This window comes from Collinsella sp. SGI.178, assembly GCF_050313495.1.
GTDB lineage: Bacteria > Actinomycetota > Coriobacteriia > Coriobacteriales > Coriobacteriaceae > Collinsella.
Genome location: NZ_JBNPLM010000027.1, coordinates 1 through 23,375 on the forward strand (window position 1 = coordinate 1; position 23,375 = coordinate 23,375).

Below are 23,375 nucleotides of genomic sequence, written 5' to 3' on the forward strand. Positions count from 1 at the left end.
GGATATATTGCCAGACCGCGAAGCGATGTGGGACGTCAATTCCACTCTTCATAAGTCCTACACAATATATCGCTTCCTATATAAGTAATAGAAAGGCTGGTGCAGAAATACTGCACGTATCAGATGATGACCCTTCGGTTAAGAGATATATAAAGATCGGTCACCTGTAAGTGTCTATCTACCCGCGCTTTTGCTATATAAACCAGCGCCTTAGATAAAAAGAGGGAGCGCCGCGCACAGCGCGACACTCCCCTAGCGATTCAAGAGAATCAATTAGGCCTCGAGAGCCTTCTTGGCGATGGTAGCCAGCTCGTTGAAAGACTCGATGTCCTCGTAAGCCATCTGAGCCAGGACCTTGCGGTCGAGCTCGATACCGGCGACCTTCAGGCCGTGCATGAACTGAGAGTAAGAGATGTCGTTCAGGCGAGCAGCAGCGTTGATACGGGTGATCCAGAGAGAGCGAATCTCGCGCTTCTTATTGCGGCGGTCACGGTACTGATACTGCAGAGAGTGCTGGACCTGCTCTTTAGCATGCTTGTAAGTACGCGAAGCGGCACCGTAGTAACCCTTCGCACGGTGCATAACGGTACGGCGCTTCTTCTTGGCGGCAACAGCGCGCTTAATACGTGCCATGTTCTATCAACTCCTAGACGGTTAAACGAAAAACGGGAACGCTAACTTAGGCGAGACGCGACTTGATGACCTTGCGGTCGGCAGCGGCGATCTCGGTCTCCTGACGGAAGCCACGCTTACGCTTGGTGGACTTCTTGCTCAGGATGTGGCTCTTGAAAGCCTTGGCGCGCATAAGCTTGCCGGTACCAGTCTTGCGGAAACGCTTCTTGGTGCCGCTGTGGGACTTCATCTTAGGCATGAAATACTCCTTAATCGGTTACAGAACACTAGTTACTTAGTATCACTTGCCGCTTTATCCTCATCAAAGGCGCCCTTAATTGGGGCGAGCAGCATAAGCATGTTACGGCCTTCCATCTTAGGCTTGGACTCGACCGTAGCGTAAGGCTTAAGATCCTCGGCGAGACGCTCGAGAACGTTAAGACCCTGCTCCGGGTGAGCCATCTCACGGCCGCGGAACATGATGGTGATCTTAACGCGTGCGCCCTTCTTGAGGAAACGCAGAACGTGGCCCTTCTTGGTCTCGTAGTCGCCAACGTCGATCTTGGGTCGGAACTTCATTTCCTTAACCTCGACCTTGGACTGGTTCTTACGAGCAGCCTTGGCCTTCATGGCCTGCTGGTACTTGAACTTACCGTAGTCCATGACCTTGCAGACCGGCGGCTCCGCGTTGGGAGCGATCTCGACAAGGTCGAGACCCTGATCGTCGGCGACGCGCTGGGCATCGCGGATGGCGAACAGGCCGAGCTGAGAGCCATCGACGCCAATCAAACGGCACGAAGATGCAGTGATCTCGTCGTTGATGCGGGTGTCATCAGACTTAGCTATTTTCCCTACCTCCATTCATAAAAAAATAACCCGGCGCTTTTTTGCAACCAGGTCGTACACATAGACATCCTCGATATGAGGAAGGGAATCTAAGTTGTATGACCAGTCAGCTGCTCATTGGCGCCAAAAGGTGGGAACCCTCGGGTTCCTCTTTAGGGCATTGCGGAAACAACACCTTGGCGATAATAACACGTACCGCTCGTTATCACATTACGTACACGAAAAAGGGGGCCTCGACCCCCTTGAACGCTCTTATGCATGTATGGTGCCCGAGGCGAGACTCGAAGGGCCTTCGCTTCGCGAAGCCCCGGGCTTCGGGCGCATGGCGCCCTCGCCACGCTCCGCTACAAACAGGCCACAGGCCTGTTTGCTTAACGCTCCGCGCGCTCACGCGAGTTCGGCACGAAAAAGGGGGCCTCGACCCCCTCGAACGCTCTTATGCATGTATGGTGCCCGAGGCGAGACTCGAAGGGCCTTCGCTTCGCGAAGCCCCGGGCTTCGGGCGCATGGCGCCCTCGCCACGCTCCGCTACAAACAGGCCACAGGCCTGTTTGCTTAACGCTCCGCGCGCTCACGCGAGTTCGGCACGAAAAAGGGGGCCTTAACCCCCTCGAACGCTCTTATGCATGTATGGTGCCCGAGGCGAGACTCGAACTCGCACGTTGTTGCCAACGGTGGATTTTGAGTCCACTGCGTCTGCCAATTCCGCCACTCGGGCACGTGTTGCGTGAGTTAGTTTATCACAGCTTTCCGTAGATTAGTCCGAAAATGGAACTTCGAGCATTTCGATGAGTTCGACCGTGCGGAGCATCTCGCGCTGGCGGCATCCGCGACCGTCGACCGAGGCCTCGCCCATCTGGTTATCGTAGGGGTCCTCACGCATACCGTCAAAGACGGGTTCAAACTCTGCCTGGAACCGACAGTTTGCCACCATGCGCCATGGATCGAGGTTGCCAAAGTAGTGGCGGCGGCGCCATTCCTCCCCCATCCTGCGTGCCGAGGATCCAAACGAGACATCGGCGTTAAGCCAACCCGTCTGCGGTGTATAGAACTCCGCCCAGTCATGCGAGCCCACCGAGTCGGGCGCAACGTACAGGCCGCTCTGCCAACGTGCGGGCACGCCGGCGATGCGGCACATGGTGATAAACGTGAGTGCCATAACACCGCAGTCACCGCGAAGCGAATGCGCGCAGTCATCGGCGATAGAGCCCAGAAGCAGATACGGTGGCTGGTATCGATAGTCGATATGATGCGTCAAATAATCATAGATAGCCCGAGCGCGGTCGAGCTGATCCTCGAGACCATCGATAACATGTTCGGTCAGCTGCTGCAGATACGGCGTGAACGCAATATGCGGTCGGTCCTCGGAAATATCCTTGGGCAGCGGCGCGTCCATACACGGATGCGCCGGAAGCGCTCCCCCGTAGATATCGCAATAAGCGGCATCAATCAGATAACGATAGGTCACTGAGAACGATCGATCAGCCGAGGAAACCCACGAGGCGGTACGCGCCAAAGCGTTCGCGGGAGCAAGGACCCCCTCCGGCGTCATATCGAGAATCTCGATATGAGACTGCTGGCGGCAGGCTGCGGCAACGGGAAGCCACGCGCGAACGGCCTCCCCCTCCAGAGCACCGGGAACAGACACGGATGCTTTAAGCGTAATGGCACGAGACAGCCCGCCCTGTGATTCCATCTTCTTAAGCATCTGGTTGCGCAGCGCAGTTCCATCCGTAGAATCGGGACGCAGGCCCGGAACCTCCTTGGGATACACACGCAAAGAATCAAGGAAGTTGTCGAGAACGAACAGTTCACCATCGATAAAGCGCCAGTCGATGCGTTTGCGATCGATTAGGTCGTCAAACTGATCCTCGGTAAACTCCGGCCACTCCTCGCGGATCATCGCAATAGCCTGATCGCGCGACACCGAAAAATGAAACGACGTCTCGATCATGCGATACCGCTCGGCACGAACGCAAGCGGCCAACGAGGGATCAGGGCTCTGCTCCAAAAGACGGTCGCAAGCCGCAACAGCCTGCGCCAGGTACCCGGCGTCCTTGAGACGAAGGATCTCAGGTGGCAATCCAATGTCGAGATGACGAAAATCATCGCAACAAACATCAACAGAGCAACCAACGGGGCCCTCGGCAACAACCTTTCCATCGGCAGGCAAAACATTAACGACAGCCATAACCACTCCCACGCAGAACGACAACCCGAGACCATTGTACCGACATAAAAAGAAAGCCCCAACAAGGGAGCCATCAACACCGCTGAGCGGTAGTCAAATAAATAATTCAGCCCAGTAACCCTGTAGCGAGTTAACGAAGGAGGCCCCGTTCACCCGGAGCTTTTCCCATTGCGCGACTTCTGGCAAAGCCAGTAGCCATCTTAATTCAGCCCAGTAACCCTGCGGCGTTAAACAAAGGAAGCCCCGTCCCCCGGAACTGTTTCCTTGGCGCGACTTCTGGCGAAGCCAGGTGAGCGCAAAGGAAACAGTGTAGGGGGACGGGGCTTCCGGCGGGTAGTTTAGCGACGCTTACGCCTTGTTGACGGAGCCAAACTCCTCCATGAGCTCCTTAGTGCGGGCAACGATGGCCTCGCGACCAGGCTTCAGGAGCTTGCGGGGGTCATAGCCCTTGCCCTGCTGATCCTTGCCAGCCTCAACGTACTCACGCGTGGCGGCAGCGAAGACAAGCTGCAGGTCGGTGTTGACGTTGATCTTGGAGATGCCCAGGGAGATGGCCTTCTTGATCTGATCCTCGGGGATGCCGGTACCACCGTGCAGAACGAGGGGCAGGTCGCCGGTCTGAGCCTTGATCTCGCTCAGACGCTCGAAGGAAAGACCGGCCCAGTCGGCGGGATACACGCCGTGGATGTTGCCGATGCCGCAGGCGAGGAAGTCGACGCCCAGGTCAGCAATCTGCTTGCACTCAGCGGGGTCAGCGAGCTCGCCGTTGGAGGTCACGCCATCCTCGGTGCCGCCGATGCCGCCGACCTCGGCCTCGATGGACATGCCCTTGGAATGGGCAAGCTCAACGAGCTCCTTGGTGCGATCGAGGTTAAGCTGGAAGGTTTCCTCGTGAGAGCCGTCATACATGATGGACGTGAAGCCGGCCTCGATGCACTTGAAGCAGTCCTCGTAAGAACCGTGATCGAGGTGAAGGGCGACGGGAACGGTAACACCCGTGGCCTCGACGGCAGCCTTGACCATGTCGGCGCAGACCTTGAAACCGCCCATCCACTTAGCGGCACCAGCGGTGCACTGAAGGATCAGCGGAGACTTGGCCTCCTCGGCGGCCTGGAGAATAGCCAGAGTCCACTCGAGGTTGTTGGTGTTGAAGGCACCGAGAGCATACTTGCCGGCCTCGGCCTTCTTGAGCATGTCTGCTGCGTTGACGAGCATAAAAGAAACCTCCTGTAAGGTTGCTCCGATAACGCATGAGATTTTACCACGGCGTACCCGAGCATAAACGTTCGTTTGTTCACGAATATCGTCCAAACAGACTTTTTTTGACCGTTTGCCCTACGGAATCGGCCCGTTGGGGAAAATATCTTGACGTTTGGACACTTCTCGTGCTTAAGCAGCTGACTACAAAGCTACACCTGCATGAAAGGGTTCTGCATGAGCTCGCGCGCCATAGTGGTCGAATTACCATGCCCCGTTAAACAAACGGTATCGGCTGGAAGCAGCTGGGCGAGCTTGGAGAGCGAGCGCAGAATCGCCGCCTCGTCTCCACCGGCAAGATCGGTGCGGCCGTGGCTGCCCGGGAACAGTGTGTCGCCAACAAAGGCGATGCTTCCCTGCTCGGTGGCGGCGAACAAGACAATGCCACCCGGTGTGTGACCGGGCGTCTCGATCACCTGCAGGCAGATATCACCCAATTCAATCGTATCGCCCTCAGCAAGCAATCGCGTCGGCTCGCCCGGATCGGGCGTATCGATGCCCCACATCGCTCGCTGCTCCTCGATATTCTCACGAGATACCAACACGTCCTTCGAACCTAACTCATATAGGAAACCCTTACCGACGGCGGCTCGCGCTCCGGCAACGCCACCTACGTGATCGGCATGGCCATGGGTGCAGACAGCGCCCAGCACGTGCGCGTCAGGATGCTTGGCATAGATATGTTCCACAAGACGCTCACCTTCCCAGGCCGGATCGATAATCAGGCATTCGCCGCTCGAGATTACGGCGTAACTGTTGGTCTGAATGGGGCCGTTTACAAGCGCCTCGATCGAAGCCGTACCCCGAGGGGTTAAGTCCAAAGCTGCAGTGACCATGAGCACGTCCTCCTTCTACAAGCGTCGAGGCATCAAACGATGCCTCGAACGTAGCCAATATCATTACCGTTGTGCGTTCGTCACGCCTATACGCGACGCTTAAGCTGAGCCCCACCCTCGCCAGGCATCAGACGGCGTGCGTCATAGACCGAGTCGACACTGCTGATGGATGCCAGCAGCGGATCCAGACCGCTCGCGTCCGAAATCTCGACCATAAAGCGCAGGGTCGCAATGCCCTCGCGGTTGGTCGAGGTAGCGGCGGAAAGGATATTTCCGCCTGCATCGCCAATGGCGATGGTGACATCCTTGAGCAAGCCCATACGATCCAAGCACTCGACCACGATCTCGACCTGGAAAAGCGTATCGGCAGCACCATCCCACTCCACGTCAATCATGCGCTCGGGGTGTTCCATGAGACCCTTGACGTTGGGGCAGTTGGCACGATGCACCGAGACGCCTCGACCGCGCGTGATAAAGCCCACGATGTCGTCGCCCGTCACCGGATTGCAGCAATGCGCCAGACGAACCAGCAGGCCGCTGTTGCTCTCGCCCTTGACGATAATGCCGTTACTCGCACTCTTGCCACGCTTTTGCGGTTTGCGGTTGGAACCGCGGGCAGGCTGTTTGACGACCTCAGCGATGGCTTCGGCCTTGGTGAGCTGCTCCTCGGGCTTGGGATCCAAGATTTGCTCGACCTTATTGCCCACAGCGCGCGGGGCGACCTTGCCCGCGCCAACGGCTGCGAACAGGTCCTCGAGTTGCTTGAAGTTAAACTGCTCCGCCACGGCATTGAGTGCACGCGTGGATCGCGGCGTAGAGATGCCGTACCCGCGCTTGCGCAGGTCCTTGGCCAGCATATCGCGACCGGCAGCAGCGTCATCGTCTTTGGTCGCAGCGGCGAAGTAACGGCGAATCTTTGACTTGGCCGAAGGCGTCTTGACGATCTTGAGCCAATCGCGCGACGGCTTGGAGCTCTTGTTAGTCAGGATCTCGACACGGTCACCCGTCTTGATTTCGTGCGTGAGCGGAGCCACCGCACCGTTGATTTTGGCGCCGACGCAGTGGTTGCCGACCTCGGTATGAACAGCGTAGGCAAAGTCGAGCGGTGTAGAGCCCGCACGAAGCGCCATGACCTCACCCTTGGGCGTAAAGACAAAAATCTCCTGGTCAAACAGGTCGACCTTCAGTGAGTGCAGATATTCTTTGGCATCGGTGATCTCGTCAGAGGCTGCCCAATCGAGCGAGTGCTTGAGCCAGTTAATCTGATCGTCCAGACGCTGTGCGTCGTTGGTCTTGGAGGCAGACGATCCGCCCGATTTCTTATATAGCCAGTGGGCGGCGATGCCGTACTCGGCCTGCTCGTGCATCTCGTAGGTTCGGATCTGAATCTCGAGCGGACGGGCCGTGGGGCCGATAACCGTCGTGTGGAGCGATTGGTAGTTATTGACCTTGGGCATGGCGATATAGTCTTTAAAACGACCGGGCATGGGATGCCACAAAGTATGCACGGCACCAAGCGTGGAATAGCAATCGCGCACCGAATGGGTGATGACGCGCAGCGCCACCAGATCATAAATCTCGGAGAACTCCTTGCCCTTGCGCTTCATCTTTTGATAGATGGACCAATAGTGCTTGGAACGACCGTTGATCTGAAAACCCTCAAGGCCAATGCGGTCGAGCTCATCGGTAAGCGTCTTGATAGTCTCGGCCAGAAAGCGTTCGCGAACCTCGCGTGACTCTGCCACCATGCGGGCGATGCGCTGGTAAGCGTCGGGTTCAAGGTAGAAGAAGGACAGATCCTCGAGTTCCCACTTGATAGAGCTCATGCCCAGGCGGTCGGCCAGGGGCGCGTACACATCCATGGTCTCGCGCGCCTTAAACAGGCGGCGGTCCTCGCGCAGGGCGGCAAGCGTGCGCATATTATGCAGGCGGTCGGCGAGTTTGACGATGATGACGCGAATGTCCTTGGACATGGCGAGGAACATCTTGCGCAGCGTAAGCGCCTGCTTTTCGTCCATGTTGTCGACTTCGATGTTGGTGAGCTTGGTCACGCCGTCGACGAGCTCTGCCACGGTTTCGCCAAACAGGCCCGAAACATCGGCAAGCGAGGTATCGGTATCCTCGACGGTATCGTGCAGCAATGCAGCGCACACCACATCGCAGTCCATCTTAAGGTCGGCCAAAATGATAGCCACCTCGACGGGATGGTTAATGTACATCTCACCCGAGCGCCGCTTTTGGTTGCAGTGCTTCTCGGCAGCAAAGCAGTAGGCCTGCTCCACCTTGGAGAAGTCATCCTCACTCATATATTTAAGGCACAGGCGCTCCAGCTTGTCGTAGCTGTCCGCCATAATCTCGGGCGGCAGATCATCGGCATGCGTATAGTGCTCCATCTCCGAAAAGGGCTGGAGGGCGGAATCATGGGCGGTACGGGCTGCGGCATCCATCGAGGTCCCCTTCCCTAGGCCCGCGGTACGATCGGGCGGTTAATTTTGGTAAGCATATCAGAAGCGCACGAATCGAGTGCCCAACTCCGGAAAGCCGAGAACTCCATGCGCGAGCGCAAGCCCTCCAAATAGCGGATCGACCTGCTCAACTGCACGCGCCCGGGGTTTTCGGTCATCGCGATGCGACGGGTATCGTCAAACCCCGAAACGTGACAGAAACCGAGCTCTTCGAAGATTCCCAAGCCGCTTGAGACCGAACGCTCATCGACCGGCGTGCGCGCGTCGATTGCAAGGCACATCTGCGCAATGTCGATATCGCTTGCGCAGAATGAATCGTCCCCCGTCTTGCCACGATTGGAGCGCCACATGGTCTGCAGCGCCCGATAGAGCGTGACAAGCTCATCGCGCTCGGGCGCGTAACAATCGAGCAGGCGCTCATTAATACGAGCGTCACGAGACGAATAGAGCAGGTGAATCACGGCAGGCTGCCCATCGCGGCCGGCACGGCCACTCATCTGGTTAAACTCAATCGCGCCAAACGGCATGTGGTAGAGCACGACATGGCGGATATCGGGCAGGTTGACGCCCTCACCGAAGGCCGAGGTTGAAACGATGCAGCTCAGGCTGCCATCTCGAAACGCCTCCTCGACGCGTCGGCGATCGGAACGCGCAAGCCCGGCGTTATAGAACGCGATATGGGTCGCGCAGTCGGGCACACGTTTGCGCAACGTCTTGGCAAGCGCCACGGACTGGTCGCGCGAGTTCACGTAGATGACGGTCTTCTCCCCCGTCGCAACGATCGAAACCAGGCGATTTTCACGGCTCGCAAGGTCACGATCGTCCTCGAGTTGTAGGTTCTCGCGAACGGTCTCGTCGACCACCGTGCTGGTAATCGGCAGTACGCGAGCAAGCTCTGCCACAACTGGAGCCGTCGCGGTAGCCGTTGCCGCCATGACAACGGGGTCGCCCAGGGCTTTAAGAATATCGGGCATATCGAGGTATGCACTCCGGTCACCACCCTTAGCAAGACCGGCATGGTGCGCCTCATCGATAACAACGAAGCCAATACGTCCAGAACGCGCAAATCGATCGCGGTGGATAGACAAGAACTCGGGCGTCGTGAGAACGATACCGGTGTGACCCGAAGCAAGGCCGGCGAACACGTCATCGCGTACGGCCTCCACGGTCTCGCCAGTCAGCACGCCGACACCAATGCCGAGCGCGGCCATCGTCGAGGAAAGGTGATAGGCCTGATCGGCAACGAGCGAACGCAAAGGATAGACAAAAATGCTCGCACGCCCGCGAAGAACCGCCTCGCGCGCGGCATGCACATGGAAAATCAGAGACTTGCCACGCCCCGTCCCCATAACGGCCAAAACGCTCTGATGGTCGGCAAGCGCGTCGAGTGCCTCGACCTGCGCGCGATGCGGCTGGTTCGAGCCGATAAAGCTATGGATAAGCGAGCGCGTGAGCTCGGTATAAGAAAGCTGGGCGAGCGTCTCGCGTTTACGCGACTCCAGGCGCAGACCAGAATCCGCCGGTTGCACGCCGCGGCGAAGCTCACATGCCGGATCGTCGATATTGGGCGCCGCGGTATCGCGCACCAAGACATCTTTGATCATGAGCTTGGGCTTCACACGTCCCTGCCAATGCTCGGCCACGGCCTCGAACACCAAGTCGACGGCGCTGTCGCAATTGATGAGCCTATCGATCTGCGGCACGCGGAACATGATGGCCGGCACACTCGCGGCGCCATCGGTCGCCACAAAGCGCATGTGCTCGCCGGTTTTGCCCACCACGGCGCGATCGCACATCGTCACGCCCTCGGCGGCCAGAAGCGGCACCTTATTGCCCTGGCCAAACGGCTCAAGACGGGAAATCTGCTCGATGGTCTCGATATTTAGCTCGGAGAGATCAACGGTGGCGGCAACCTCGTCAGTGTCCTCAAAGTCCTCGGCGGGAAGCTCCGATAGCACGGCCGAAAGGCGACGGCGGAACTCATCGAGCTTGGATGCCTCGATGGTCACACCCACCGCACCGGCATGCCCGCCGCGACGAATCAGCAGGTCGGAGCAACGCTCGACGGCGTCGAACAGGTTGATCTTGCCCACCGAGCGGCCCGATCCGCGCGCAACGCCATCCTCGATCGAGAAGAGCAGCGCCGGCACGTGATAGCGATTGGTCAAGCGGCTCGCCACGATGCCCTTGACGCCCTCGTGCCAGCCCTCGCCGCCCACGACGATTGCGCGCCCGCCGTCATAAGTCTCCTCGACCTTCGCCATGGCATCGCGCGTAAGCTCGGCCTCGATCTCGCGGCGTTGGCGATTGATTTCCTCGAGCTCGGCGGCAAGCGCGCTCGCTTCGATGGGGTCGCGGGCAAGCAGCAGGTCGAGCGCCAGCTTGGGATCGGCCATGCGGCCGGCAGCATTCAGACGGGGGATGAGCGAAAACGACAGGCCGTCGGCCGTAATGGTAGAAAGGTCGGCCTTGGCAAGTGCGGCAAGCGCGATATAGCCGGGACGGGCCGTCACGCGCATCTGCTGGATGCCCTCGGCGACCAGTGCGCGATTCTCGGGCGTAAGCGGCATCATGTCGGACACGGTACCCAGCGCCGCGACCTCTATCAGCGAACGCCAATACGACGGCTTGCCCAAACGCTCGCCCAGGACCTGCACCAGCTTGAGTGCCACGCCGGCACCGGCAAGCTCGCGCGAGGGACCCTTGTCCTCGAGCTTGGGGTCGGTCAGGGGCACGCCCTGCGGCACCTGGTCGGACGGCTCGTGATGGTCCGTGACCACCAAATCGATCCCCAGGCTCTCCAGATAGGAGGCCTCTTCCTTGGCGGCAATGCCGTTATCGACGGTCACGATCAGCTGGGGGCGAGCGAGCTCGTTAACGCGGTCGAGCGCCGCACGCGACAGGCCGTAGCCCTCGTCAAAACGATGCGGAATAAACGGCGTGACGTTGGCGCCAAACGAACGCAGCGCCTCGGTCAACAGACAAGTCGACGTAATGCCGTCGACGTCAAAATCGCCAAAGACGGCGATGCGCTCGTGGCTGCGAATAGCACGCTCAACGCGGTCGACGACGACCGCCATACCCGGAATAACGAGCGGGTCCGCCCAGTCGCGATCGAGCGAAGGCGTCAAAAAAAGCTGGCCTTCCTCGATGGATGTAATGCCGTGCGCAACCATAATGCGCGCCACCAGCCCGGGTATGCCCAGGCCAGCCGAAAGCTCCTTTTCGAGCTCGGGGTTTTGCTGAGCGACCGCCCAGCGATGCGTTGTCTTAAGCGATGACATAGGCGCCCACCCCCGATAGGGGCAGGTCGCCGCGATACCTCTCACGGTTCATAGCGATGAGTCCTCTGTGTATGCCCGCTTCGGCAGGCAGATCTGTTGAACGGATTTATTATACCGTGCGGCGCGGACGCACAACGTCCAGCACGCCGTGGTTTCGATAAACGAGGGCGGTAATAGCCTCGAAATAATCGGGCGTTTCAGCCACACGGACGCATGCGAGCGTCTAGCATATCCATTCAAAACGGATTCACGAGCAAAGGGAGTCACAAGCGCATATGAAGCAATGGGTTGGACTGGGTAAGTTCCTCGCGGGGCATATGCAGATCATCGTTCCGATTTGCGTGACGCTCGGCGTGCTCTTTCCCCAGCAGATCGGCGTACTCAAGCCCATCGTCCCCACCCTGTTTGCCTTTATGACGTTCCAAGGTGCCCTCAGCAACACCTTCCATCAGGTAGCCGAAGTATTCCGCCGTCCGCTGCACCTGATTTTGGCGCTGCTGGTCTCGGCGGTGCTTATTCCCATAACAGCCTATGCCATGGGGTCGCTGTTCTTTGGCTCCAACCCCAACCTAGTCTGCGGTATCGTGCTCGAGTACAGCGTACCTGTGGCAGTCACTGCCTTTATGTGGATTAGCATGTTCGGCGGCAACGGCCCGCTCGCGCTCACCATCATCCTGACGTCCTCGGTTATCTCACCCGTTACGATTCCGCTCACGCTTAAGCTCTTGCTGGGCGCCACCGTCTCGATCGACGTGCCGGGCATGATGCAGAACATGGCCTTCATGATCGCTATCCCCGCCCTGCTCGGCATCGTGATTAACGAACTCACGCGCGGATGGGGACACGAGAAGCTCTCCCCCGCGCTCTCGCCCGCCTGCAAGTTCATGATGATGGGTGTTATCGCGTCGAACTCTACCGCCATGAGCGAGTACGTGCTGCACATGAACGCGGTGCGCTTGGAAGTCGCCCTCTTTATTTTGATCTTCGCCATCAGCGGCTTTGTCGTCGGTATTCTGGTCGCCCGCGCACTGCATCTACCGTATAGCGAAACGACTACCATGTGCTTTACCTGCGGCATGCGCAACATCTCTTCGGGCGCCGTCATCGCCACGCAATACTTTCCGGGCGAAGTCGTATTTCCCGTCATGTGCGGAACGCTGTTTCAGCAGGTACTTGCCTCGCTTATCGGGCATCTCTTTGAGCGTCTAACCGGCGAGGAGCGCGCTGCCCAGCGCAAGCGCGTCGAGGCCGGCCGCGACGCCATGGCACGCTAGACTGTCCGCATTACGCGGGTGTTAGTCTTGCTATACGAGCGTTTCCAGATGCGCGCGCAGGCGCTCAGCATCGATATCGAGCGTCGTCTCGGCATTGACCTGGGCCAAACGATAGCCGACAAAGTAGGGCGAAACCACCCAACGCGGCAGCGCCTTGGCAATGGTCCGACCGCCCAGGTGATAGAAGAACAAGTTGTACGACTCTGCACGGCCACCGTGGTGCTCGTTTAGGATATAACGCAGAGCTACCTGGATCGCATCGGCGAAGAGATCCGCCTCGGCTTGGTCCCGCGTGTCATCGCTGGCGGCGATTCCCCGCGGAGCTGAAACGTTGACCTCAAAGAACCCCATAATCGGTTCGGTTGAGATGTTGACCGCAATTCTCCCCTGTTGCCAGACATTGATGCCTTCGAAATTGGCGGAAGTCAGCGAAGCATAGCCATCTTCCTGCTCCAAACCCACAATCTGCATGTGCGGATGAACGAGACTACCGCCCGAGAGCGGACCCTTGTTCTTGTACATGAGCACGCTTCGATACTGCTGTGAATCGATCATCTGCTGCCAGCAACCCAGGGCAAACCGCATCACATGATGCAGCTCGTCCGGCGCATAGGTCACCAGATCTGCGTCGTGGTCGGCCGACTCGATCAGCACGGTTTGACGGGTGGCGCGCAGGGTCTTGAACTTATTCTCGAGCCAGATACAGTCACCGTCGCGCCGGATGATATTGGCGAGTTCCTCGGTATCGCAAAAGGGGCACGCGGTGCCAGGGCGCCGGTTGTCGTCGGGCTTCCCGCTCGCCTGCTGAACGTCAAATACCAGGGGCACGGGTTATACCTCCAGTGGCACGATCTTGGTGCCATGGAGCTCGGAGACGCCCAGTGCCGCAGCCACGGTATCGCGGTTGGCCGTGGAAATGCCGCCGCCGGGAAGGATGGTCAGGCGATCGTCCGCGTAGTCGATAAGGTGCGACAGATGCTCCAGGTTGTCCTCAATCGGCGTGCCGGCGGCACCGCCATGCGTCAGGATGCGCGTTATGCCGCAGTCGGCGAGCGTGTCAATCGCGTCGAGCTGAGCCTCGGGCGAGAGCTGGTCAAACGCCATGTGAAAGGTGATGTCGATGGGCTCGCGCTTGCACTCCTCGGTCGCGCAGCCCGCAGCCATCACGAGGGCGCCCAACGCAAGTTCATCGAGCGCCCATCCGCCGGCACAAGGCTTGCAGCAGCCAAAGACCAAGCCATCGACGCCGGCACTTACGGCAAGGCCCAAGTCCATCTCCATCATGCGCAGCTCGTCCTGGTTGTAGTGAAAGTCGCCGCCACGCGGACGGATCATGCACATCACCCGTGCATCGTGCTCGCGAGCATAGCTGGTCGTAGCGCTGATAACGCCGGCCGAGGGCGTGGTGCCACCAACCGCCAGGTTGTCGCACAGCTCAATGCGTCCCGCACCGGCCGCAATGGCCGCCGGCACCCGCTCAAAGTTCTCGGCACAAAACTCGTACAGCATAGATAAACCCCCCAGATGACACTTCTATTTCCACACGGCATTGTCGCACTTTAAATACCAAGCCAACGGATCATTTCAAAAGGGGCACTGACCAAGTTGGTCAGCGCCCCTATTACTGGATGGATTAACCACCAAGATAAGCTTTGCGGACGTTGTCGTCGTGCAGCAGCTCTTGGCCGGTGCCGGTCATGGTGATCTTGCCGGTCTCGAGCACGTAGCCGCGTGTGGCGATGGAAAGCGCCATCTGCGCGTTCTGCTCGACCAGGAGCACCGTGGTGCCGGCCTTGTGCAAATCCTCGACAATCTGGAAGATCTGCTCGATCAGGATCGGCGCCAGACCCATGGAGGGTTCGTCGAGCATGAGCAGCTTGGGGTTACTCATAAGGGCACGACCCATAACGAGCATCTGCTGCTCGCCGCCCGAAAGGGTGCCGGCCACCTGGCGACGGCGTTCCTTCAGGCGCGGGAACTGCTCGTAAACACGTTCGAGGCCCGGGGCAACCGTGGACTTGGGCTGTGTATAGGCACCCATCTCCAGGTTCTCCTCGACCGTCATCTGCAAAAAGGCACGACGCCCCTCGGGTACCTGAGACAGGCCCTTGCCAACCAGCTTGTCGGCGGGCGTATGGATAATGTCCTCGCCCATAAACTTGATGGAGCCGGTCTTGGAGCGCAGCAGGCCCGAGACAGTCTTGAGCGTCGTGGACTTGCCGGCGCCGTTCGCGCCAATCAGGGCAACGATCTCGCCCTCGTTAACGTTAAAGGAGATGTCCTTAATGGCGTGGATGGCGCCGTACCAGACGTTGATGTTGTAGACGGAAAGCATCGGCTCTGCCATTTAGTTCTCCCCCTTATCCTGCTTGCCCAGATAAGCCTCAATAACGGCTTCGTTGTTCTGGATTTCCTCGGCCGTGCCCTTGGCGATGACCTTGCCAAAGTTAAGCACGCAGATACCCTCGCAAATATTCATGACGAGCGACATGTCGTGCTCGATGAGCATGATGGCAATGCCAAAGGTGTCGCGAATCTTGACGATGTTCGCCATGAGCTCCGCAGTCTCGGACGGGTTCATGCCGGCGGCAGGCTCGTCGAGCAGTAGTAGCTTGGGATTGGTGGCAAGCGCGCGGACGATCTCCAAACGACGCTGAGCGCCGTAAGGCAGCGAGCCGGCCTGCTCGTTTGCCAGATGTTCCATATCAAAGATAGACAGAAGCTCCATGGCGCGCTCATGGGCGGCCTTCTCGTGCTTCCAATACGTCGGCAGGCGCAGCACGCCCTCAAAGCCGGAGTAGCGCTCCTGGTTGTGCAGGCCGACCTTTACGTTGTCCTCCACCGTCATGGTGTTGAACAGGCGGATGTTTTGGAAGGTACGAGCGATACCCATGCGGTTGACCTGGTAGACGGACTTGCCCGAGGTGTCCTCACCGTCGAGCAGGATGGTGCCGTGCGTGGGCTGGTACACCTTGGTGAGCAGGTTGAAGACCGTGGTCTTGCCGGCGCCGTTGGGGCCGATGAGACCGGCGATCTCGGTCTTACCGATGGTCAGGCTAAAGTCGTCGACCGCCTTGAGGCCGCCGAACTCAATGCCCAGGTGGATGCACTCGAGCGCCGGGCGCTCGCCCAGGTCGCGGTCGGGAACGATGGCGCCAGAAGGATACGGGACCATCTTGCCCTTGTTGAACTCAAACTTACTGGGCATCGGTTGCCACCTCCTTCTTGGAAGCAAAGCGGTCCTTAATGCGCGCGAAGAACGCCTTGAGCTGCGGGTTGTTAGTAAAGACCATGACCAGAATCAACACGATGGCGTAGATGAGCATGCGGTAGTCCGAGAACTGACGGAGCAGCTCGGGGAGCACCGTGAGCAGCGCCGCCGCGATGACGGAACCGCGCATGTTGCCCAGACCGCCCAGGACCACGAACACCAGAATGAGAATCGACGTGTTGAAGTCGAACTTAGTGGCGGAGAGCTGCGAGAAGTTACCGCCGAAGAGGGCTCCGGCAGCACCGGCGAGAGCGGCGGAAACCACGAAGGCGATCATGCGGTACTGGGTGACGGAGATACCCACGGACTCGGCAGCGATCTTGTTATCGCGCACGGCCATGATGGCACGACCGGTGCGGCTGCGGACCAAGTTGAGCACAATCACGAGCGCAACCATAACCAGGATGGCGCCAGCAAGGAACGTCGAGTAGGTCGAAACACCAGATGCGCCCTGGGCACCCTTGATGATAGCGGTGCCGTCTTCGAGCAGGTGCAGGTCGTCGATCGTGGAATTGCCCGTGATGTTAAAGATCACGTGCAGGCCGCGGGAATCGACGCCCACAATGAGGCAGGTAACGATCTCTTTGATAATCTCGCCAAAGGCCAAGGTTACGATGGCCAGGTAGTCACCGCTCAGGCGAAGAACCGGAATACCGATCAGGAAGCCCAGAATGGCAGCGGCGATAGCGCCGACCACAATGCTGATGATCAGACGCACCGGGTCGGACGGAACGGCGCTCTCCAGCGCGACGGCGGTGACGATTCCCGTATAGGCGCCGACGCTCATAAAACCCGCGTGGCCCAGCGACAAGTCGCCCGCGATGCCGACGACGAGGTTGAGCGAGATGGCCATGACGATATAGGCCGTGATGGGAACCAGCTGACCGACAATCATGCGCGGAATCATGTGGTTAGACTGCATAAAGAACACGATGGCGAACGCCACAACGCACATGGCGTACGTGACAAAGTCGTGACGCGTCTGCTTGTCTGTAAGAAACTTCATAACGCTCACCTACACCTTCTCGGGTACGTACTTGCCCAAGAGGCCGGCAGGCTTGACGAGCAGGACGATGATCAAAACGCCAAAGACGATGGAGTTGGCAAGGCTCGTGGAAATGTAAGCCTGCGCCATCGCCTCGATGATGCCGATGAGAATGCCGCCGACAAAGGCACCGGGGATGGAGCCGATGCCGCCGAAAACGGCAGCGTCGAAGGCCTTGATGCCAGGCATGGCGCCCGTGGTGGGCTGCAGAACCGGCGAGTAGGAGCACAGGAGCACACCGGCGATGGCGGCAAGGGCGGAGCCGATGGCGAACGTCATCGAGATGGTGCGGTTGACGTTGATGCCCATGAGCTGAGCGGCGGCCTTGTCCTCGGACACGGCGCGCATGGCCTTGCCCATCTTGGTCTTACCTGTAAAGATCATCAGACCGGCCATGATAACCAGGCAGGCTACGATGGTGACGAGCGAGACGGCACTTACGTTGAACTTGGCCAAGAACTCCGGCACCGGGAAGGTGACGAGCGAAGTGAAGTTCTTGGGCGTGGCGCCCCACAGAAGCTGCGCGGCATTCTGCAGGAAGTAGGACACACCGATGGCCGTGATCAGAACGGCCAGCGGGCCTGCTTGGCGCAGCGGCCTATAGGCCAGACCCTCAATGAGAACACCGAGAACCGTGCAGACCACACAAGAGAGAACTACAGATGCCCAGCCCGGGAGGCCGAGATACGACGTGGCGCAGAACGAGACATAGGCACCGACCATGATGACATCGCCGTGAGCGAAGTTGAGCATCTTGGCGATACCGTAGACCATGGTGTAGCCCAACGCGATGATGGCGTAGACGCTGCCCATGGACAGGCCGTTGACCAGGTATTGGATAAAGACCGTCATGTTCCACATCCCCCTTTCGAATAGGTTTCCAGTTGATGTATGAAACAGGGACGTTACGTTGTCCCCAGATACCAAGCAAGCAGGGAAGGCGAAAACCTCCCCTGCTTGGGATCAAAACCGCTCTATGTAAGGCGGCCTATTAGGCCAGTACGTACTTGCCGTCGGTGATGACATACGCCGTAGGATCCTTCTGGACCTGGCCCTTGTCGTTCCAGGAGAGCTTGCCGGTCAGACCGTCAACGGTAATCTTGAGCATAGCCTTGGGCAGCTTCTCGGCGACCTCGGTCGGGTCGGCGTCGACACCAAGACCGGCCTCCTTGAGGGCCTCGGCCACCGCGTGCACGCCGTCGTATGCATCGGCGGCAAACTGGTCGGGGGTATCGCCGTACTTATCCTTGTAAGCGTTGACGAAGTCGGCATTCTTCTCGTCGTCGGCGGAGAACGGGGTCATGAGCAGCAGACCCTCGGCAAGAGAGGTGTCGAAGCCCTCGACGCCCAGGATGCCGTCCATGCCGTCGCATCCCATCATCTTGACGTCGTAGCCCATGTCCTTGGCGTTCTTGAGCAGGACGGACGCCGGCGTGTAGTAGATCGGCGCAAAGATCATGGTGGCGCCGGCCTGCTTGGCCTTGGTCAGCTGGTTGGTAAAGCTCGTAGCGGAGTCGTCCTTAAAGGTCTCCTCGTCAACAATCTCGAGCTTAGACTCAGCGGCCTGGGCCTTAAAGGAATCTGCAATGCCCGAAGAATAAGCATCGCCGGAGTTATAGAACAGCACGAACTTCTCGTCCGCATACTTCTCTGCCAGGAACTTGGCAGCGTTGACGCCCTGGTTGGGGTCGGTAAAGCAAACCTGGAAGACGCAATCCTTTCCGTCGGTGACGTCCTCGGAGGACGCGGACGGGGTGATCATGAATGTCTTGGGGTCGTTGCTGCACTCTGCGGCAACGGCAACCGACGCACCCGTGGTGGTCGGGCCGACGAGGGCCTGCATGCCCCAGTCGAGCAGGTTATTAAAGGCGTTGACGGCCTTCTCGCCGTCGGCCTGGTCGTCCTCGGCCTTGCTGGCAAGCGGCAGCTCCTTGGTGGAGAAGTCCTTGCAGCCAAGCTCGACGCCCTGGGTAACGGACTTGCCGTAAGACGCGGCGGCACCGGTCAGCGGGCCAATGGTGCCGATCTTAAACGAAGCGTCGCTCGAAGCGGAACCGCTGTCGCCGCCGTTGGAGGAGCAGCCAGCTAGAATGGACATCGCCCCCAGACCTGCTGCGCTCGCGATAACGCTCCTGCGATTCATAACAGGGTTCAATGACTTACCGGTGAGGCTCGACATGCGGCTCTCCTCTCAAATCTCGTCGGGTTTCGGTTACCCGACAGGCCATCCTCCGCCGTCTTCGGCGTTCGCAAAATAGTAGACGCTTTAGTTGAGAAAAGTGGCGATTATTTCAACTTTTCTTTTGCCTTGTCCATTTATCCATAATTATGCGTATTTTGTCGGTTTATACAGTTTTGAGATTTTATTGTGTGAAAGTAATGTTTCCGTTTTGTTACAAGCTTTCCTGCCCTGAATAACATGGCCCCACCGGTCTCGTTATATGCACTTAGGCGGCGATGTACTTGCCGTCCTGAATCACATAGGCCGTAGCGGGCTTCTCGACTTGGCCCTCGTCGTTCCACGTGAGCTCGCCTGTCAGGCCCTCAATCTTGATCTTGCGCATAGCCTTGGCAAGGTCGCCGGCAATGTCGGCGCCGTCGACCGTAATGTCGATGTCCGCCTCATCGATTGCCTCGACAATCGCGTGGATGCAGTCATAGGCATCGGCGGCAAACTGGTTGGGCGTCTCGTTGTAGGCGTCCTTATATGCCTTGACGAAGTCGGCGTTCTTCTCATCGTCGGCAGAGAACGGGGTCATGAGCAGCACGCCCTCGGCAAGAGAGGTGTCGAAGCCCTCAACGGAGAGCAGGCCGTCCATGCCGTCGGTGCCCATGAGGGTCATTTCGTAGCCCATGTCCTTGGCGTTCTTGAGCAGGACGGACGCCGGCGTGTAATAGATCGGGGCAAAGATAAGCGTGGCGCCGGCCTCCTTGGCCTTGGTGAGCTGGTTGGTAAAGCTCGTGGAAGAGTCGTCCTTAAAGGTCTCTGTATCGACGATATCGAGCTTGGACGCCTTGGCCTGCTCGGCAAAAGCGTCGGCAACGCCCGAGCTATACGTATCGCCGGAGTTGTAGAACAGGGCGATCTTGGCGTCTGCATACTTCTCGGCCAGGAACTTCGCGGCGCTGGCGCCCATGGTGGGATCGGTGAAGCAAACCTGAAAGACCGTGGTCTTATCCTTGGTGACGTCGAGCGACGAGGCTGAAGGCGTGACCATGAGCATATCGTCGGCGATCTCGCCCGAGACGGCGACGGCGGCACCAGTCGTGACGGGGCCGACGAGCGCCTGCATGCCCCAGTCGCACAAGGTATTGAAGGCGTTGATGGCCTTCTCGCCGTCGGCGACGTCATCCTCGGACTTAAGCGAGAGTTTGAGATCCTTGGTCGAGAAATCCTTGGCGGCGAGCTTGGCACCTTTCTCGGCCGAAACGCCATAGGTTGCCGCGGCGCCGGTCAGAGGGCCGATGACACCGATCTTGAAGGTCTTACCGTCATCGGCGGAGCCGCCGTCCGAGCCACCCGACGAGCAACCAGCGAGTGCGGCAGCGCTGCCGAGCGCCGCGGCGCCGGCGAGAAAGTTCCTACGGCTGAGCGTGCTGTTGATGTTGAACATGGTGTCCCCCTTTTTCGCTGGCCGCGGTGCGGCCGTCTTGCGGTACGGGGCAAACCTTATGGCGCAAACGTTGACAGTTTGTTACGGAAGTTCGTTTGTAGCGAGCATGTTTCCAATGTTTCCGCAGCGTTTCGGGGGTGCCGTTTTGTGCGACTCCTGTTGCCTGGCGAGCACGCGCTCTCGGTTCACGCTAGAATGCACTCAACATTACTTGATCAATCAATCTATAAGATGCACGAAGGAGCTATCTATGAGCGAACCCCTGCGCACCGTGAACGTCGGTCTGATCGGTCTGGGAACCGTCGGCGGCGGCGTGGCCCGTCTGATCAAGAGCCACCACGATGAGTACCTGGCCGCCTACGGCATCGACCTTAAGCTGACCCGCGCCTGCGCGCTTGCCTGGGAGCAGGCCGAGGCGGCAGGCATTGAGCGCGAGGCCTTTACGAGTGACTGGCATGACGTCGTTACCGACCCAGCCGTCGATATCGTCGTCGAGCTGATCGGCGGCGAGCATCCCGCGACCGAGATCTTCACCACGGCCTTTGAGCACGGCAAGCACGTCGTCTCTGCCAACAAGGCCCTGTTGGGCCGTCATGTCGAGACGCTTGCCGAGAAGGCGCGCGCATGCGGCGTGCAGATTAAGTGCGAGGCCAGCTGCGGCGGCGGCATCCCCATCGTGAGCACGCTCGAGCACGACCTGGTGGGCAACAAGATCCTGACCATCGCCGGCATTCTCAACGGTACCACCAACTATATCCTGTCGCGCATGGACGCCGAGGGCGCCGATTACGCCGACGTGCTTGCCGACGCGCAGGCCAAGGGCTACGCCGAGGCCGACCCGTCCGCCGACGTCGACGGCTTTGACGCCGCCAGCAAGACGGCCATCCTCGCCTCCATCGGCTTTGGCACCCGCGTGACCACCGACGATGTGTACCAGCAGGGTATCCGCACCATCGGCGCCGAGGACATCGCCCAGGCCCGCGAGCTCGGCTACACCATTAAGCTGCTCGGCATCGCCCGCAACACCGACGCCGGCGTCGACGTCCGCGTGCATCCCACGCTGATCCCCGCCGACCACATGCTCGCCAAGGTCAACGGCGCCATGAACGCCGTCTACGTGGTGGGTGACGCCGTGGGCGAGACCATGTTCTACGGTGCCGGCGCAGGCTCCTTCCCCACCGCGAGTGCCGTCGTGGGCGACATCCTGTCGCTCTCCGAGCAGATCAGCCGCGGCGTGGCTCCGCTGCCCGAGATTGAGCCCTATGGCCACAACCTCGCCTTTAAGCCCATGGACGAGCTCCAGACCAAGTATTATGTGCGCCTGAAGGTCGCCGACCGCGTGGGCGCCCTGTCCGAGACGGTCGATATCTTTGCCAAGCACAACATCTCGATCTCGCTCATCAACCAGGTCGAGGACGGCAAGTCGGGCGCCAGCGATACCTGCTCGGTCATCTTCCTGACGCACCGCGCGCTCGAGAAGGACGTCCAGGCTGCCGCCGCCGAGCTTGCCAGCGTCGACTGCGTGGCCGAGGTCGCCAACGTCCTGCGCATCGAGAACGTCGAGGCCTGGACCGAAGGCGTCATGGCCAACTAACCCAACGCTCGCCTAGCAATACGCGCTTTGAGGGCTCCCGTCCGATGTGGGACGGGAGCCCTTTTGCCTCCTGCCCTAAGCACAACGGCAGAGCACATTTGCGCGAGCCGCTCATCGGTAACGCGCGCTACCGTTCACCGATATGCAAACGCGGTCGATTCCGGCTACCGCTACGCTGTGCTGAGAATGACCGCCCGCGATGAGAGGAAGCACTATGTTGCTCGAGGGCAAGAAAGCAATCGTCACCGGAGGCACGCGCGGTATCGGCTATGCCATCGCCTGCCGTTTTATCGAGGAGGGTGCCGCCGTCACCGTCTTTGGCTCGCGCCAGGAGACTGCCGACGCGGCCGTTGAGAAGCTGGCGGCCGCCTATCCCGACGCCAAGGTCTGGGGCCGCTCCTGCGACCTCACCTCACTCGAGGCCGTGACCGAGGCTTTTACCCAGGCTGCAACCGACATGGGCGGCTTGGACACGGTCGTCAACAACGCCGGCATCTCCCAGCGCTCGCCGCTTTTGAACTACACGGCCGAGGAGTTCGCCAAAGTCATGGACCTCAACGTCGTCGCCGTCTTTAACGGTCACCAGGCGGCCGCCAAGATTATGACCGAGGCCGGCCACGGCGGCACCATCACCACCACGAGCTCGATGGTCGCCAAGTACGGTCAGCCCTCCGGCGTCGGTTACCCCACGTCCAAGTTTGCCGTCAACGGCATGGTCCAGTCGCTCTCGCGCGAGCTCGCCCCCATGGGCATTCGCGTCAATGCCGTCGCACCCGGCGTAACCAAGACCGATATGGTCGCCAACCTGCCCGAAGAGGTCATCAAGCCCATCATCGCCACCATTCCGCTGGGTCGCATGGGCGAGCCCGAGGATGTCGCCAACGCCTTTGTTTTCCTGGCGAGCGACATGTCCTCCTACGTCACGGGCGCCGTGCTCCCCGTCGACGGGGCCGCCCGCTCCTAAAGGTCGCAAGCCACGACTTCGAACCTCAACGAGGCCCAACGCAAAAGGCGCGCTGCCTGCATCAACCGCAGGCAGCGCGCCTTCTTCTGTTTGAAAGGGAAACTGCGTCCCGGTATTTCAGC

Annotated in this window: 19 protein-coding genes and 1 tRNA gene; 3 read left to right on the forward strand and 17 right to left on the reverse strand. The window is 59.5% G+C overall.

Going from position 1 to position 23,375, the window contains the following annotated elements:
• Positions 1 to 273: 273 nt before the first annotated feature.
• The 9 genes from rplT to recJ form a co-directional block, all read right to left on the reverse strand.
• Positions 274 to 633: a 50S ribosomal protein L20 gene (gene rplT, locus ACQRAQ_RS07590; protein ID WP_006234421.1), complete on the reverse strand. Its 360-nt coding sequence runs from the start codon at positions 631 to 633 to the stop codon at positions 274 to 276.
• Positions 634 to 679: 46 nt separating this feature from the next.
• A complete protein-coding gene (rpmI, locus tag ACQRAQ_RS07595; protein WP_006234422.1) occupies positions 680 to 871 on the reverse strand; it encodes a 50S ribosomal protein L35 in 192 nt (63 codons plus the stop codon).
• Positions 872 to 903: 32 nt separating this feature from the next.
• The gene (infC, locus tag ACQRAQ_RS07600; RefSeq protein ID WP_006234423.1) at positions 904 to 1,473 is read right to left on the reverse strand and encodes a translation initiation factor IF-3; all 570 of its coding nucleotides are present in this window, start codon (positions 1,471 to 1,473) and stop codon (positions 904 to 906) included.
• 616 nt (positions 1,474 to 2,089) lie between these two features.
• Positions 2,090 to 2,176, reverse strand: a tRNA-Leu gene (locus tag ACQRAQ_RS07605).
• A 39-nt stretch (positions 2,177 to 2,215) separates the two neighbouring features.
• The gene (locus tag ACQRAQ_RS07610) at positions 2,216 to 3,649 is read right to left on the reverse strand and encodes a transglutaminase-like domain-containing protein (RefSeq protein ID WP_154517214.1); all 1,434 of its coding nucleotides are present in this window, start codon (positions 3,647 to 3,649) and stop codon (positions 2,216 to 2,218) included.
• Positions 3,650 to 3,997: 348 nt separating this feature from the next.
• Positions 3,998 to 4,864: a class II fructose-1,6-bisphosphate aldolase gene (fba, locus tag ACQRAQ_RS07615; protein WP_154517212.1), complete on the reverse strand. Its 867-nt coding sequence runs from the start codon at positions 4,862 to 4,864 to the stop codon at positions 3,998 to 4,000.
• A gap of 194 nt (positions 4,865 to 5,058) precedes the next feature.
• Positions 5,059 to 5,742, reverse strand: a complete 684-nt coding sequence (locus ACQRAQ_RS07620) for an MBL fold metallo-hydrolase (RefSeq protein ID WP_427794443.1) — start codon at positions 5,740 to 5,742, stop codon at positions 5,059 to 5,061.
• Positions 5,743 to 5,828: 86 nt separating this feature from the next.
• Positions 5,829 to 8,189 carry a RelA/SpoT family protein gene (locus tag ACQRAQ_RS07625; protein WP_154517206.1) on the reverse strand — a complete coding sequence of 787 codons (2,361 nt, stop codon included), beginning with the start codon at positions 8,187 to 8,189 and terminating at the stop codon, positions 5,829 to 5,831.
• Positions 8,190 to 8,203: 14 nt separating this feature from the next.
• The gene (gene recJ, locus ACQRAQ_RS07630) at positions 8,204 to 11,491 is read right to left on the reverse strand and encodes a single-stranded-DNA-specific exonuclease RecJ (protein ID WP_427794444.1); all 3,288 of its coding nucleotides are present in this window, start codon (positions 11,489 to 11,491) and stop codon (positions 8,204 to 8,206) included.
• 275 nt (positions 11,492 to 11,766) lie between these two features.
• Between recJ and ACQRAQ_RS07635 the strand changes: the two genes are divergently transcribed.
• A complete protein-coding gene (locus tag ACQRAQ_RS07635; protein ID WP_427794445.1) occupies positions 11,767 to 12,765 on the forward strand; it encodes a bile acid:sodium symporter family protein in 999 nt (332 codons plus the stop codon).
• Between the two features lie 30 nt (positions 12,766 to 12,795).
• Here ACQRAQ_RS07635 and ACQRAQ_RS07640 read toward each other — a convergent pair whose 3' ends face one another.
• The 8 genes from ACQRAQ_RS07640 to ACQRAQ_RS07675 form a co-directional block, all read right to left on the reverse strand.
• On the reverse strand, positions 12,796 to 13,593 hold the full coding sequence (locus ACQRAQ_RS07640) for a DUF4931 domain-containing protein (RefSeq protein WP_427794446.1): 798 nt from the start codon (positions 13,591 to 13,593) through the stop codon (positions 12,796 to 12,798).
• 3 nt (positions 13,594 to 13,596) lie between these two features.
• The gene (locus ACQRAQ_RS07645; protein WP_427729154.1) at positions 13,597 to 14,274 is read right to left on the reverse strand and encodes a copper homeostasis protein CutC; all 678 of its coding nucleotides are present in this window, start codon (positions 14,272 to 14,274) and stop codon (positions 13,597 to 13,599) included.
• A 124-nt stretch (positions 14,275 to 14,398) separates the two neighbouring features.
• Entirely contained in the window at positions 14,399 to 15,112 is a 714-nt protein-coding gene (locus ACQRAQ_RS07650) for an ABC transporter ATP-binding protein (protein WP_229770701.1), read from the reverse strand.
• Positions 15,113 to 15,973, reverse strand: coding sequence for an ABC transporter ATP-binding protein (locus tag ACQRAQ_RS07655; RefSeq protein WP_427719717.1), 861 nt, complete (start codon positions 15,971 to 15,973; stop codon positions 15,113 to 15,115).
• The gene (locus ACQRAQ_RS07660) at positions 15,963 to 17,042 is read right to left on the reverse strand and encodes a branched-chain amino acid ABC transporter permease (RefSeq protein WP_427719716.1); all 1,080 of its coding nucleotides are present in this window, start codon (positions 17,040 to 17,042) and stop codon (positions 15,963 to 15,965) included. Before ACQRAQ_RS07660 ends, ACQRAQ_RS07655 begins: the two co-directional genes overlap by 11 nt.
• Before the next feature lie 9 nt (positions 17,043 to 17,051).
• Positions 17,052 to 17,933 (reverse strand): branched-chain amino acid ABC transporter permease, encoded by an 882-nt coding sequence (locus tag ACQRAQ_RS07665; protein WP_154517188.1) that lies wholly within the window; start codon positions 17,931 to 17,933, stop codon positions 17,052 to 17,054.
• A gap of 139 nt (positions 17,934 to 18,072) precedes the next feature.
• Positions 18,073 to 19,260, reverse strand: coding sequence for an ABC transporter substrate-binding protein (locus tag ACQRAQ_RS07670; RefSeq protein WP_427719715.1), 1,188 nt, complete (start codon positions 19,258 to 19,260; stop codon positions 18,073 to 18,075).
• A gap of 268 nt (positions 19,261 to 19,528) precedes the next feature.
• Complete coding sequence (locus ACQRAQ_RS07675; protein WP_427719714.1) at positions 19,529 to 20,695, reverse strand: ABC transporter substrate-binding protein; 1,167 nt, start codon at positions 20,693 to 20,695, stop codon at positions 19,529 to 19,531.
• A gap of 250 nt (positions 20,696 to 20,945) precedes the next feature.
• Here ACQRAQ_RS07675 and ACQRAQ_RS07680 point away from each other — a divergent pair, with 250 nt between their 5' ends.
• Together ACQRAQ_RS07680 and ACQRAQ_RS07685 are read left to right on the forward strand one after the other, a co-directional pair.
• Entirely contained in the window at positions 20,946 to 22,289 is a 1,344-nt protein-coding gene (locus ACQRAQ_RS07680; RefSeq protein ID WP_427794447.1) for a homoserine dehydrogenase, read from the forward strand.
• Positions 22,290 to 22,503: 214 nt separating this feature from the next.
• Positions 22,504 to 23,253 carry an SDR family NAD(P)-dependent oxidoreductase gene (locus tag ACQRAQ_RS07685; RefSeq protein ID WP_427748325.1) on the forward strand — a complete coding sequence of 250 codons (750 nt, stop codon included), beginning with the start codon at positions 22,504 to 22,506 and terminating at the stop codon, positions 23,251 to 23,253.
• Positions 23,254 to 23,375: the final 122 nt, after the last annotated feature.